Raw genomic sequence first — 12,877 nt, forward strand, 5'->3', positions numbered from 1 at the left:
CGGCGGCGGAGTGGCCGCCCGACTCGGCGGCGCCGCGCGTGCGCGTGGCGGTCAGGTCGGTCCCGGCGCCGGGGCCCAGCGCGGTCAAGTGGCCGGTGGTCCCGGACCGCGTGCGGCACTGCCCGCGCGCGGCGGGGCCCAGGGTCCTTCGGCCGGCTCGCCGTCGGCCGGGGCGCCGGTGGCGCCTGGCGGTCTCGCGGGAGCCGGTGCGTCCGGTCCCGGCGGCGGCACGGGTGCGACCGGGCCCGCCAATCTCTCCGGTCCCGGAGCGCAGCGGCCGCAGGCCCCGCAGCTCCCCCAGAACCCGCAGTCCCCGCAGTCGCCGCGCCCCGGCTTCTCGCAGGGCAGCCGCTCCGGTGGCGGCATGCCGCAGCCTCCGGTGCCGCAGCAGCGTACGAACGAGGCGGGTCCGGGAACGGGTTCCGGCTCGGGTTCCGGCTCCGACCAGGGCCGCAGGCCGCAGCTTCCGCCGCGCGGCGGGCCGCGTGCCGAGCTGCCCGGCGGCAACCAGCAGCCCCGTACGCCCAGTTGGAGCGACGAGAACGCGCAGCCGCAGGTCGCGCGCGAGCCCTTCGACACCCCGCGCGGCCACGAGGAGCCCGAGTCCACCGGCCAGTTCGCGACCCCCGCGGGCCTCGCCGACGACCGGCAGGGCCCCGGCTCCACCGCGCAGTTCGACCGGCCCGACTTCGACGGGCCGCCCCCGGGCACGTCCGGCCAGGGCGGCGCTCCGCAGGCCCCGGGCGGGCAGAACACCGGCGAGTTCGTCCGCTCGGACGTCTTCGGCGGCCCCGCCCAGGGCAACCCGGGCGGCGGCCAGACCCCGCACGGCACCGGTGAGTTCAACGTGCCGCGTCCGCCCGCGCCGCGCCGCGGCCAGGGTCAGGGTGGCGACCGCAACCAGGGCGCCCCGCAGCAGCCCGGCTCCCAGGGCCAGAACCAGGGCCAGCAGCCGCCCGCCCCTCAGCGCCCGCAGGCCCAGCTCCCCCAAGCCCCGCAGCAGCCGCAGTCGCAGCAGCCCCAGCAGCAGTCGCAGCAGCCGGGCGAGACCGAGGCCCTGCCGCCCGCGTCCGGCCCGCTGGACGGCCGTACGCCGCTGTACGACACGCTGGAGACCAACTGGTTCTCGCAGCAGGCGCAGCAGCAGGCCGAGCAGGAGCGGCAGGCTCAGGAGGAGCGCCAGGCACAGGCTCAGCAGGCACAGGCCCAGCAGCAGGCCCAGGCCGAAGCCCAGCAAGCCGAGCAGAACCGGCAGGCCGAGCAGCGGAACCGTCAGGCCGAGCCGCGCCACCCGGGCCTGCCCCAGCGCCCCCAGCCCCGTCGTAACAAGCAGCCGCAGGCCCCGAACCCGCAGGCCCCGCAGCACGGCAACGGCGCCGATCCCGGCCGTCGCCCGGAGCAGGCCTCCAGGACCGAGGCCCCCCAGCAGCCGTTCGGGCAGCGCGAGCAGCAGCTTCCGCAGCGCCCCGGGTCCGCGCAGGGCCGGCCGAACGGCCCCGCCACTCCCCCGCTGCCGCAGCGCGGCGGCGCGGGACCGGCCCCGGCTCCGGCCGCGGGCGGCACCAACGCGAGCAACAACACCAGCAGCACTACCGGCAACACCAGCAACACCGCTTGGCGCAGTACTCCGAACGACGAACTCGGCCGCCAGGCCGAGCGCGTCCGTCAGCCCTCCGCGGGCGGCGTCACCACCTCCGGGCTGCCGCGCCGCGTCCCACGGGCGAACCTCGTGGCAGGCACCGCACAGCAGGCACAGGACAGCACGGGTCCGCAGGTCTCGCGCGCGCCCGAAGAAGTGCGCGGCCGGCTGACCAATCTCCGTCGGGGCATCCAGCAGGGTCGCCAGGCCGGTACCGGCCAGACCGGCAGTTTCCCCACTCACCAGCAGGAGCGTTAGTTGAGTCCGATGAGCCAGGCGGCACAGAACCTGAACTGGTTGATCACCAACTTCGTGGACAACACCCCCGGGGTGTCCCACACGGTCGTGGTCTCCGCCGACGGCCTGCTTCTCGCGATGTCCGAGGGCTTCCCGCGCGACCGCGCCGACCAGCTCGCGGCCGTCGCCTCCGGTCTGACCTCCCTCACGGCCGGGGCCTCCCGGATCTTCGAGGGCGGCGCGGTCACCCAGACCGTGGTGGAGATGGAGCGCGGCTTTCTGTTCCTCATGTCCATCTCCGACGGCTCGTCGCTCGCGGTGCTCGCGCACCCGGAGTGCGACATCGGCCTCGTCGGCTACGAGATGGCGCTCCTCGTCGACCGCGCGGGCACCGTCCTCACGCCGGACCTGCGCGCCGAACTCCAAGGCAGCCTGCTCCACTAGCGCGGCCCCCGGGCCAACCGCCCCTCTCGGCCGCCCCACCGTCCGAGCGAACCGACCGAACGTCCCGACCACCGTCCGGCCGCCAGTCATGCCCCCACCCGGCTCTGTCAGACGGAACGCAGACAACTGCTGTCCCGCCCGGAGGATCCATGAACCCGCCCACCGCCTCTCACGACCCGTACGGTGCTTCCCATGCCGGGTACGGAGTTGAGGGCGACCAGCCGCTGGTGCGTCCGTACGCGATGACCGGCGGCCGGACCCGGCCCCGCTACCAGCTCGCGATAGAGGCGCTGGTCAGCACCACGGCCGACCCGGCCCAGCTCATGGGGCTGCTCCCGGAGCACCAGCGGATCTGCCACCTGTGCCGTGAGGTCAAGTCGGTGGCCGAGGTCTCGGCGCTGCTCTCGATGCCGCTCGGTGTGGCCCGCATCCTCGTCGCCGACCTGGCCGAGGCCGGGCTCGTCGCCATCCACCAGCCCGGCGGCGACGAGAACGCCGGCGGCCAGCCCGACGTGACACTGCTCGAAAGGGTGCTCAGTGGACTTCGCAAGCTCTGACGGAGGCGGCTTCGCGGACTCCGGCTCCGCCGGCCGGTCCACCACGTCCGCGAAGATCGTGGTGGCGGGCGGCTTCGGCGTCGGCAAGACCACGTTCGTCGGCGCGGTCTCCGAGATCAACCCGCTGCGCACCGAGGCCGTGATGACGTCCGCGTCCGCGGGCATCGACGACCTCACGCACACCGGTGACAAGACCACCACGACGGTGGCGATGGATTTCGGCCGCATCACGCTCGACCAGGACCTGATCCTCTACCTGTTCGGCACGCCCGGACAGGACCGGTTCTGGTTCATGTGGGACGACCTGGTGCGCGGTGCCATCGGCGCGGTCGTGCTCGTCGACACCCGGCGTCTTGCCGACTGTTTCCCGGCGGTGGACTACTTCGAGAACTCCGGCCTGCCGTTCGTCATCGCCCTCAACGGCTTCGACGGCCATCAGCCGTACACGCCCGACGAGGTCCGCGAGGCGCTCCAGATCGGCCCCGGCACGCCCATCATCACCACCGACGCCCGCCACCGTGCGGACGCAAAGAGTGGCCTGATCACGCTGGTCGAGCACGCACTCATGGCACGACTCAAGTAGGCGGGATCATACGGAAGTTGTCGTAGAGCGCACGGAACGATCTGTGTCCTTTGACACGGAGGCCTGCCGTGTTCATAACGTTTCGACAGAGAATTGCACCGGCCCCGCGACACATCGCGGTCGGCCGGTGCCGCTGTGCTCACAAGAGCCCCGCCTTTTGGCGGGGCTCGCTCTTTATGACCGATTTATCTGAGGCTTACACCACTCGGAACTCTTCTTTCCCACTGTTTGGAAGAGCACCGCCTGACGTGCTGGAATGCGCTGAACTGCCCAGTAGCACGGGCCTTTGGAGACGACAGCGGCACCAGCGCAGGAGCCGCCGCCGAGAGGTTGTTGGTCGAGTGAGGCGAAGCAAGACGAGCCCCGCATCCCCGGACCGGGACACGCGGGGCAACTTCACCCCGCCGCCGCGCGCTGCAGCGCCGTCCGCGGACGTACCGGGCAGCGAGCCGCAGGCCGCCTCCGGCGGTCGGCTGTCGCCCAGAAACTGGCGCGTGCCGACCCGTCTGAACGCGATCCTCCTCATACCCGTGCTCGTCGGGCTCGTGATGGGAGGCTTCCAGGTCAAGGGCGCCATCGACACCTGGGACCAGGCCCGCGACGCCGAGGCCACCGCCCGTCTGGTGCGCGCCTCCCTCGACTACGGCAACCGCCTCATCGAGGAGCGCGACATCTCCGCCGCGCCGCTGCTCAAGGGCAAGAAGAACGACTCGGCCGTGGTCAAGGCCCGCAAGGCCACCGACCTGGCCGCCACCGCCTTCGACGACGCCGCCAAGGACATGCCGAACAAGGAAGGCCTTGAGCGCCGTCTGGACGGCTTCCGCAAGGTCGAGCCGAAGCTGGCGGGCCTGCGCGCGGCCGCGTACACCAAGAAGCTCCCGGGCGTCCAGACCGAAGAGGCGTACGTCGGCATCCAGCACCCGCTGATGGAGTTCGCCAACGAGCTCGGCCTCGGCACCGGAAACATCACGTCCTACGGCCGTACCGTCTACGCGGTCTCGCTCGCCAAGGCCGCGCTCTCCCTGCAGCGCTCCATCGGCACCCACATCCTGGTGGAGCCGGGCCCGACGCAGACCGACCTGTCCCGGCAGCGCATCGCCTTCTCCTCGTACGTGTACCTGGAGAACATCGCCATCCAGGAGTACACCGGCGGCGGCACCCCCGCGGACGTCCGGAAGCTGGAGAACGCGAAGAAGGACCTCACGGCCGCCGGTGAGAAGCAGTCCGAGGAGGCCGCTGCCGCCGCGCGCGCCAAGGGCGAGAAGTACGTCCCGATGCCGAGCGGCGAGAAGTCGGTCGGCCTCATCTCGGGCCTGCGCTCCACCCAGCCGAGCGCGCGGGTCGAACTGGCGGGCAAGGGCATCACCGCCCCCGCCCTGTGGGCCGCCACCAGCCTCAAGTTCGACGCGTACCGCACCATCGAGGCGGACCTCGCGGACAAGGCGGTGAACGAGGCGTCCGGCATCGCCGACGACGCCAAGACCGACGCGTTCATCACCGGCGCGATCGTCGTGGTCGCCCTGCTCGCCGCCTTCATCCTGGCCGGCCTCATGGCCCGCCAGATGAGCCGCTCGATGCGCAGCCTGCGCACCGCCGCCTTCGGCATCGCCGAGCAGCGCCTGCCGATGCTCGTCGACCAGCTCTCGCGCACCGACCCGGGCCGCGTGGACACCCGCGTACAGCCCATCCCGATCACCTCCACGGACGAGATCGGCGAGGTCGCCCGCGCCTTCGACCAGGTGCACCGCGAGGCCGTCCGGCTCGCCTCCGAGCAGGCCCTGCTGCGCGGCAACATCAACGCGATCTTCACCAACCTCTCGCGCCGCAACCAGTCGCTGATCGAGGGCCAGCTGACCCTCATCACCGACCTGGAGAACAACGAGGCCGACCCGGACCAGCTGGAGTCCCTGTTCCGCCTGGACCACCTCGCGACGCGCATGCGCCGCAACGGCGAGAACCTCCTGGTGCTCTCCGGCGAGGAGCCGGGCCGCCGCTGGGACCAGCCGGTACCGCTCGTCGACGTGCTGCGCGCCGCCTCCTCCGAGGTGGAGCAGTACGAGCGCGTCGAGCTGTCGGGCGTCCCCGAGGCCGAGATCCACGGGCTCGCCGTGACCGACCTCGTGCACCTGCTCGCCGAGCTCCTGGAGAACGCCACGACGTTCTCCTCGCCGCAGACCAAGGTCAGGGTCACCGCGACCCGTCTTCCGGACGGCCGCGTGATGGTCGAGATCCACGACAAGGGCATCGGCTTGACCGCCGAGGACTTCGCGGACATCAACCACCGCCTGGCCAACCCGCCGACCGTGGACGCCGCGATCTCGCAGCGCATGGGCCTGTTCGTGGTCGGCCGCCTGTCCGACCGGCACGGCATCCGCGTGCAGCTGCGCCCCTCCGGCGAGCAGGCGGGCACCACCTCGCTCGTCATGCTGCCGGACAACATCACCCACGGTGGCGGTGGCGACCACCAGCCGCACGACTCCGAGTTCACGGTCTCCTCGATCATCCCGGAGCAGCAGGTCCCCGAGGTCGAGCCGCTGCGCACGGCCGCCGAGCTGGGCTTCGACGACAGCCGCTACCAGGGCGAAGGCCAGGAGACCGGCGGTCAACTCGACCCGGTCGGCCGCTCGTTGATGCGCGAGGAGCGCAGGGCCGCCCTGGAGGCACAGGCCCACACCGGCCAGCCGAACGGCGCGGAGCGCCCGCTGTTCCGCGACGAGGTCCAGGGCGGCGCGCAGGACGGCTACGACCAGCAGTCCGGCTACGCGCAGCCGCAGGGCGGCTACGAGGAGCAGCACGCCCAGCACACCGGTTACGACGACCAGCACACGGCGTACGACCCGGCGCAGGCCGCGTACGACGGGCAGCAGGCGGCCGGTTACGACCAGGGCCAGGGCGGCTACGACCAGCAGCCGACCTACGACCAGGGCGGGCAGGCGTACGACGAGTCGTACTACACGACGCAGGACGGCTACCAGGACACCTATGCCGCCGAATCGGAGGACGGCCACGCCGGCCACGACGCTCGTACGGGCGGTGTCCAGGAGCCCTTCGCCACCTACCCGGAGCGGTCCCACCAGGACGACTGGCCCTTGCGGGACGGTTACCAGGACGGGTACCAGGACGGCTACGCTCCCGAAGCGGAATCGGCTCCGGCGACTGACGCGGGTGAGCACGACCGCGTAGGCTTCGACCGTCCGGGACCTGCCTCGCCGGCCCCGTCGGCTCCGTCGAGTCCGTCCAGTGCCGCTCATCAGCTGACCGACGCGGGCCTTCCGCGCCGTGGCAGCGCCGCCGCGAACGGCAACGGAAGCGCCCCCGCCGCGCCACACCAGGAGAGCCCGAACGGCGAGAGCCACGACGGTCTGCAGGGCGAAGCGCAGCAGGGCGAGCAGCAGGGTCCCGGCTGGCGTTCGTCCAACGACGACCGCTGGCAGCGCGCCGAGCAGTTGCGGGAGCCGAAGGCGGGCGGGGTCACCTCGTCCGGGCTGCCGCGGCGGGTGCCCAAGGCCAACCTGGTCGAGGGCACCGCGGAACAGACCCCGCAGGGCGGCCCCCAGGTCTCCCGCGACCCCGAGGAAGTACGGGGCAGGCTGAGCAACCTGCGCCGCGGCGTCCAGCGAGGCCGCAGCGCGGGCAGTGACACGAATGGCCAGGGCTTCAGCCCTGATAGCACCTACAACCAGGAGCGTTAGTGTGAGCCCGATGAGCCAGGCGGCGCAGAACCTGAACTGGTTGATCACCAACTTCGTGGACAACACCCCCGGGGTGTCCCACACCGTGGTGGTCTCCGCCGACGGACTCCTTCTGGCGATGTCCGAAGGTTTCCCGCGCGACCGAGCCGATCAGCTCGCGGCCGTCGCGTCGGGTCTGACCTCCCTCACGGCCGGGGCCTCCCGGATCTTCGAGGGCGGCTCCGTGACCCAGACCGTTGTGGAGATGGAGAGGGGATTTCTCTTCATCATGTCCATCTCTGACGGTTCGTCCCTGGCCGTACTCGCCCACCCAGAGGCGGACATCGGTCTCATTGGGTACGAGATGGCACTTCTCGTCGACCGTGCGGGCACAGTTCTCACTCCGGACCTGCGCGCGGAGCTTCAGGGGAGCCTGCTCAACTGACAGACAGACGGTGCGTATTCGCGTCCCGGCACCGTAAGGTTTCGGGACGCGGCTCCACAGTGATGGTGCCGAGCACAGTTTCGGAGGAGGAGTACGTGGCTGCAACACCCCCAGACGGTTCGTCTTCGGCCAACTGGCCTTCCGGCCACGGCCAGGGCCAGGGTGACGGTTCGCAGAACCGGTACAACTTCCCCTCCGCGCCCAGCCATCGCCGCCAGCCGCCGTACCGGCAGCCGGGCCCCCAGGCGCCCGGCCCCAGCCCGTACGACCAGCCTTACGCACCCCGGATCCAGCCGGTGCAGCCGCAACGCCGCTCCCCGGAGCCGGCGCCCGCACCGGCCGCGTCCAACCCACTGGTGCGTCCGTACGCGATGACGGGCGGCCGCACCAGGCCCCGCTACCAGCTCGCCATCGAGGCGCTGGTGCACACCACCGCACAACCGCATCAACTGCAGGGGCAGTTGCCGGAACACCAGCGCATCTGCAACCTGTGCCGCGAGATCAAATCGGTGGCCGAGATCTCGGCCCTGCTCTCCATCCCCCTCGGCGTTGCCCGGATCCTCGTCGCCGACCTGGCGGAGGCCGGTCTTGTCGCCATCCATCAGCCCGGCGGCGACGAGTCCGCCGGCGGTCAGCCAGACGTGACACTGCTCGAAAGGGTGCTCAGTGGACTTCGCAAGCTCTAGCGGCGGAGCAACAGCCCGCTCCACCACCAGCGCGAAAATCGTGGTGGCGGGCGGCTTCGGCGTGGGCAAGACCACGTTCGTCGGGGCGGTCTCTGAGATCAACCCGCTGCGCACCGAGGCCGTGATGACGTCCGCGTCCGCGGGCATCGACGACCTCACCCACACCGGAGACAAGACGACGACCACCGTCGCCATGGACTTCGGCCGCATCACCCTGGACCAGGACCTGATCCTGTACCTGTTCGGCACGCCCGGCCAGGACCGGTTCTGGTTCATGTGGGACGACCTGGTCCGTGGCGCCATCGGCGCGGTCGTCCTTGTCGACACGAGGCGGCTCGCCGACTGCTTCCCCGCCGTCGACTACTTCGAGAACTCGGGCCTGCCCTTCGTCATCGCCCTCAACGGCTTCGACGGCCATCAGCCGTACACGCCCGACGAGGTCCGCGAGGCGCTGCAGATCGGCCCGGACACCCCCATCATCACCACCGACGCCCGCCACCGCGCGGACGCGAAGAGCGCGCTGATCACTCTGGTCGAGCACGCGCTGATGGCGCGACTGCGCTAGGTACTTCCCCACGCACGAGGGCCCCGTACTCCGAGGAGTACGGGGCCCAGACGCGTTCAGGGGGCCGCTGAGGGCCGTGGTGGCTAGCCCTGCCAGCTGTGCGGGGCGCGGAAGCCGGGGGTGCGCTCCAGGCGGCGCCAGCCGGCCTTGTCGCGGCCGCGGCGGGCGGGGGCCGCGGGCTGAGCGGCGGCACGGGCGATGAGGATGGCGGTGAGGGCCGCGACCTCCTCGGGCTCGGCGTGGCCCTTCTCGACGCGGATGTCGGGAGTAGTCATGTGCAGCGTTCTCCTTGTGGGTACTGCAAGGCGGGACAGGGAAGTTCAGGGGTGCGCCGGCTACTGCGGCGGGTTGCCGTGCTTGCGCGAGGGCAGGTCGGCGTGCTTGTTGCGCAGCATGGCCAGCGAGCTGATCAGCACGGCGCGGGTCTCGGCCGGGTCGATCACGTCGTCCACGAGGCCGCGCTCGGCGGCGTAGTAGGGGTGCATCAGCTCGGCCTTGTACTCCTTGACCATGCGGGCGCGCATGGCCTCGGGGTCCTCGGCGGAGGCGATCTGGCGGCGGAAGATGACGTTGGCGGCGCCCTCGGCGCCCATCACGGCGATCTCGTTCGTCGGCCAGGCGTACGTCAGGTCCGCGCCGATGGACTGGCTGTCCATGACGATGTAGGCGCCGCCGTAGGCCTTGCGCAGGATCAGGGAGATGCGGGGCACGGTCGCGTTGCAGTACGCGTAGAGCAGCTTGGCGCCGTGGCGGATGATGCCGCCGTGCTCCTGGTCGACGCCGGGCAGGAAGCCCGGTACGTCGAGGAGGGTCACGATCGGGATGTTGAAGGCGTCGCACATCTGGACGAAGCGGGCCGCCTTCTCGGAGGCCTCGATGTCCAGGACGCCCGCGAGGGACTGCGGCTGGTTGGCGACGATGCCGACGACCTGGCCGTCCAGGCGGGCGAGGGCGCAGATGATGTTGCGCGCCCAGCGCTCGTGGACCTCCAAGTAGTCGCCGTCGTCGACGAGTTCCTCGATGACCTTCGTCATGTCGTACGGACGGTTGCCGTCCGCGGGGACCAGGTCGAGGAGGACGTCGCCGCGGCGCTCGGCGGGGTCGTCGGAGGCGGCCACCGGCGGGTTCTCGCGGTTGTTCGAGGGGAGCATCGCGATGAGGTAGCGGACCTCGGCGAGGCAGGTCTCCTCGTCGTCGTACGCGAAGTGGCAGACGCCCGAGGTCTCGGCGTGCACGTCCGCGCCGCCGAGGCCGTTCTGGGAGATCTCCTCGCCGGTCACCGCGCGCACCACGTCCGGTCCGGTGATGAACATCTGCGAGGTCTCGCGGACCATGAAGACGAAGTCGGTGAGCGCCGGGCTGTAGGCCGCGCCGCCCGCGCACGGGCCGAGCATCACGCTGATCTGCGGGATGACGCCGGACGCCTTGGTGTTGCGCTGGAAGATGCCGCCGTAGCCGGCGAGGGCGGAGACGCCCTCCTGGATACGGGCGCCCGCGCCGTCGTTGAGGGAGACGAGCGGCGCACCGGCCGCGATCGCCATGTCCATGATCTTGTGGATCTTCGTGGCGTGCGCCTCGCCGAGGGCGCCTCCGAAGATGCGGAAGTCGTGGGCGTACACGAAGACCGTGCGGCCCTCGACGGTGCCCCAGCCGGTGATGACACCGTCCGTGTACGGCTTCTTCGCCTCCAGGCCGAAGCCGGTGGCGCGGTGCCGGCGCAGCTGCTCGACCTCCTGGAACGAACCCTCGTCGAGAAGGAGCCCGATCCGCTCGCGCGCGGTCAGCTTGCCCTTGGCGTGCTGCGCCTCGGTCGCCTTCTCACTGGGTCCCGCCAGCGCCTGCGCACGGATCTCGGCCAATTCGGCCACTCGGCCCCGCGCGTCGGTGGGCTCCCCCGCCGAAGATCCAGCTTCGTCCAAAACGGTCATGCTCTCGACCTTACGAAGGACCCGAGGGGAAAAGGACCGTCGACTCTGCACAGTCTCCGGACCGTTTTCCTGGCACCCCCGGACAGAAGCGTGCCGGAGTGCAGCCGAAGTGACTGCTCAGAGGCCCATTCGGCTGTAGGGATTCCACAAGCGGCCCGGATGAGACTCGGCTCACATCGGCGGCTCGGGCGGGTGTCGCCGGGGGCATCGCGCCGGAGCAGCTTACGTGCCCCGGCGGTCATCGCAGGATGCCCGGCCGGACCTCGTGGTCCCGCACGTGTGCCGACGCGGGCGACGGAGGATACCGCCACGAGCTGACCATTCGCTGAATTGGCGGGGCCCGACAACCGGCGGGGCGGCCGGGAGGGGTGCTCGTGGGTGCCTTCGGAGGCCTCGCGGCACCTTTCAGCACCGCTTCCTGCCCGCTTCCGGGCCTCTCCCCGGCTCGCTCCCGAGGCCGTCCCGGGCCGTCCGCGGCACCTGGGCGCCGCGCCTGCCGCCGTCCGTACGCCCGCCACGGGGGCCCGGCGGAAGCGGGGCGGAGACCCCCTCACGCCCGGTGGATCTGGATGTCCCCGGACCCGGTGCGCCCGCGCACCTGCACCGTCTCGCCGGAGTCGCCGGGCCCTTCGGAGGAGCCGACGGACTGGCGGACGGCGCCCACCTTGGTCCGGACGTCGAGCCAGGCGGCGGTGCCCTCGCGGACGCCGATGTCGAGCCGGCCCATGCCGGTCTCCAGGACGACGCTGCCGCGCGCGACCTCGGCGACCCGGATGGCGCCGTTGGCCGTCCTGACGCTGACGTCGGCGTGCGCGCGGCCGATGGAGATGATGCCGTTGGACGCCTTCACGCGGAGGTCGCCGGTGACCTCGTCGACGTCGGTCGGGCCGTTGGAGTTCTTGATGACGGCGGAGCCTCCGACCGTGCCGAGCCGCACCGCGCCGGACGCGGTGGTGACGTCGGCCGGGCCCTCCACGCGGTCGACCAGGACCTGGCCGTACCCGGTGTGCAGGCGCACCGAGCCCGCCCACTCGACCCGGAGGTCCCCGGCCGAGGTCTTCACCTCGCACTCACCGAGGCGGCCCGTGGTGGTGAAGTCGGCCATGGAGGTGGTCACTTGGAGGTGGGAGCCCTCCGGCAGCGCGATCTCCACGTCGACGGACGAGCCCTTGCCGAACAGCGAACGGTCCTTGGGCCCCTTCACCAGGAGCCGCCCGCTCGCGTACTCGACCCGGGTCTGCTCGGCGGCCCGCACGTCGGCCTGGCGCGAATCGGTGGTGGGGCGCACGTCGACGACGGTGTCGGCGCGGTCGGACGCCGTGATCCGCAGCGACCCGACCTCCAGGATCACCGAGGCGTAGACGGGCTTGGCGGTGTCGAAGGTTGGCATGGGGCTTTCCTCATCCTGATGGGTCGTCCGATCGCGCCGGCCCCCTCCACCGGGAGCCGCGGGTGGCTAACGCGCCCATCCCGTATAGCTGTTGCCCGAGCCCTGGGTCCCGGGGGACGCGGGCTGGCGGCTCGCGTCGCCCTGCTTGAGGGCGTCGGCGACGGTGCGGACCAGCCAGGCGTTGACCGACAGGCTCTCGGCGGCCGCGGCCTCCTCGGCCTGGGCCTTGAGGTGCATCGGGAGCCGGAGGTTGATCCGGGCCGTGCCGCCCTCCTCCGGCTCCGGCACGGACGCGGGGGCCGGGGCGGGCACGGGCCGGGCCAACCGCACGTCCATGGGCGGCACTTCGAAGCCCTCGGCGGTCGGCGCGGGCGTCACCACGAAGTCCGGGTCGCCGCCACGCAGGCGCACGTCGACGGAGCCGGGGGCCAGGTCTCGGGTAATCTCGTCCATGGCCGCGGACAGCACGTTCAGCATCGTGAGCCGGGTGGCCGACTCGAGCGGCGCGATCAGACGCTCGGCGATCGCGCGAGCATCCTCACCACCGGCCTCTGCGGCGACCGCGAGCTCCTGCCGGAGTTGGTCGACATACGGCGTGAGATTCATGGCATCACTATGGCATCACAATGGCGCCATAGCAAGTTCTTAACGGCCCAAAATCACCGAAACGCCCTCTTCAGCGACTTCGGCCACCCGCGCCCGTGGCGCCATACATAGCGCCACCATCCGTCA

The 12,877-nt window shown here is 71.5% G+C and carries 11 protein-coding genes and 1 pseudogene; 8 read left to right on the forward strand and 4 right to left on the reverse strand.

The genetic code is table 11. The features are described from left to right. The 8 genes and pseudogenes from IEY91_RS36415 to IEY91_RS36450 all read left to right on the forward strand — a co-directional run. A pseudogene (locus IEY91_RS36415) lies at nucleotides 1-1,897 on the forward strand (hypothetical protein); the annotation flags it as partial. A 9-nt stretch (nucleotides 1,898-1,906) separates the two neighbouring features. Then, entirely contained in the window at nucleotides 1,907-2,320 is a 414-nt protein-coding gene (locus IEY91_RS36420) for a roadblock/LC7 domain-containing protein (RefSeq protein ID WP_016641908.1), read from the forward strand. Nucleotides 2,321-2,469: 149 nt separating this feature from the next. Next, nucleotides 2,470-2,877 carry a DUF742 domain-containing protein gene (locus IEY91_RS36425; RefSeq protein ID WP_030566846.1) on the forward strand — a complete coding sequence of 136 codons (408 nt, stop codon included), beginning with the start codon at nucleotides 2,470-2,472 and terminating at the stop codon, nucleotides 2,875-2,877. Continuing rightward, nucleotides 2,858-3,460, forward strand: a complete 603-nt coding sequence (locus tag IEY91_RS36430) for a GTP-binding protein (RefSeq protein ID WP_164320207.1) — start codon at nucleotides 2,858-2,860, stop codon at nucleotides 3,458-3,460. Before IEY91_RS36425 ends, IEY91_RS36430 begins: the two co-directional genes overlap by 20 nt. 341 nt (nucleotides 3,461-3,801) lie before the next feature. After that, a complete protein-coding gene (locus tag IEY91_RS36435) occupies nucleotides 3,802-7,152 on the forward strand; it encodes a sensor histidine kinase (protein ID WP_189177211.1) in 3,351 nt (1,116 codons plus the stop codon). A 10-nt stretch (nucleotides 7,153-7,162) separates the two neighbouring features. After that, the gene (locus IEY91_RS36440; RefSeq protein WP_030361925.1) at nucleotides 7,163-7,576 is read left to right on the forward strand and encodes a roadblock/LC7 domain-containing protein; all 414 of its coding nucleotides are present in this window, start codon (nucleotides 7,163-7,165) and stop codon (nucleotides 7,574-7,576) included. Nucleotides 7,577-7,638: 62 nt separating this feature from the next. After that, the gene (locus tag IEY91_RS36445) at nucleotides 7,639-8,262 is read left to right on the forward strand and encodes a DUF742 domain-containing protein (RefSeq protein ID WP_164320211.1); all 624 of its coding nucleotides are present in this window, start codon (nucleotides 7,639-7,641) and stop codon (nucleotides 8,260-8,262) included. Then, nucleotides 8,243-8,827 (forward strand): GTP-binding protein, encoded by a 585-nt coding sequence (locus IEY91_RS36450; RefSeq protein WP_030361923.1) that lies wholly within the window; start codon nucleotides 8,243-8,245, stop codon nucleotides 8,825-8,827. The genes IEY91_RS36445 and IEY91_RS36450 overlap by 20 nt, the downstream gene beginning before the upstream one ends. An 83-nt stretch (nucleotides 8,828-8,910) precedes the next feature. On the opposite strand, the gene IEY91_RS36455 is transcribed toward IEY91_RS36450, so the two are convergent. From IEY91_RS36455 to IEY91_RS36470, 4 genes are all read right to left on the reverse strand, one after another. After that, nucleotides 8,911-9,102, reverse strand: coding sequence for an acyl-CoA carboxylase subunit epsilon (locus IEY91_RS36455; protein WP_164320213.1), 192 nt, complete (start codon nucleotides 9,100-9,102; stop codon nucleotides 8,911-8,913). A gap of 60 nt (nucleotides 9,103-9,162) precedes the next feature. Next, nucleotides 9,163-10,755: an acyl-CoA carboxylase subunit beta gene (locus tag IEY91_RS36460; RefSeq protein WP_189177212.1), complete on the reverse strand. Its 1,593-nt coding sequence runs from the start codon at nucleotides 10,753-10,755 to the stop codon at nucleotides 9,163-9,165. A gap of 550 nt (nucleotides 10,756-11,305) precedes the next feature. After that, nucleotides 11,306-12,145, reverse strand: a complete 840-nt coding sequence (locus IEY91_RS36465; RefSeq protein ID WP_189177213.1) for a DUF4097 family beta strand repeat-containing protein — start codon at nucleotides 12,143-12,145, stop codon at nucleotides 11,306-11,308. 66 nt (nucleotides 12,146-12,211) lie between these two features. Beyond that, nucleotides 12,212-12,751, reverse strand: a complete 540-nt coding sequence (locus IEY91_RS36470) for a toxin-antitoxin system HicB family antitoxin (protein ID WP_164320219.1) — start codon at nucleotides 12,749-12,751, stop codon at nucleotides 12,212-12,214. Nucleotides 12,752-12,877: the final 126 nt, after the last annotated feature.

The organism is Streptomyces lasiicapitis (assembly GCF_014646335.1).
Classification (GTDB): domain Bacteria; phylum Actinomycetota; class Actinomycetes; order Streptomycetales; family Streptomycetaceae; genus Streptomyces; species Streptomyces lasiicapitis.

What these genes read in the sequence shown, in the direction of transcription:
- IEY91_RS36420 (WP_016641908.1), top strand. Translation starts at nt 1,907, where the DNA reads ATGAGCCAGGCGGCACAGAACCTGAACTGGTTGATCACCAACTTCGTG.
- IEY91_RS36425 (WP_030566846.1), top strand. Translation starts at nt 2,470, where the DNA reads ATGAACCCGCCCACCGCCTCTCACGACCCGTACGGTGCTTCCCATGCC.
- IEY91_RS36440 (WP_030361925.1), top strand. Translation starts at nt 7,163, where the DNA reads ATGAGCCAGGCGGCGCAGAACCTGAACTGGTTGATCACCAACTTCGTG.
- IEY91_RS36445 (WP_164320211.1), top strand. Translation starts at nt 7,639, where the DNA reads ATGGTGCCGAGCACAGTTTCGGAGGAGGAGTACGTGGCTGCAACACCC.
- IEY91_RS36455 (WP_164320213.1), bottom strand. Translation starts at nt 9,102, where the DNA reads ATGACTACTCCCGACATCCGCGTCGAGAAGGGCCACGCCGAGCCCGAG.
- IEY91_RS36460 (WP_189177212.1), bottom strand. Translation starts at nt 10,755, where the DNA reads ATGACCGTTTTGGACGAAGCTGGATCTTCGGCGGGGGAGCCCACCGAC.
- IEY91_RS36465 (WP_189177213.1), bottom strand. Translation starts at nt 12,145, where the DNA reads ATGCCAACCTTCGACACCGCCAAGCCCGTCTACGCCTCGGTGATCCTG.
- IEY91_RS36470 (WP_164320219.1), bottom strand. Translation starts at nt 12,751, where the DNA reads ATGAATCTCACGCCGTATGTCGACCAACTCCGGCAGGAGCTCGCGGTC.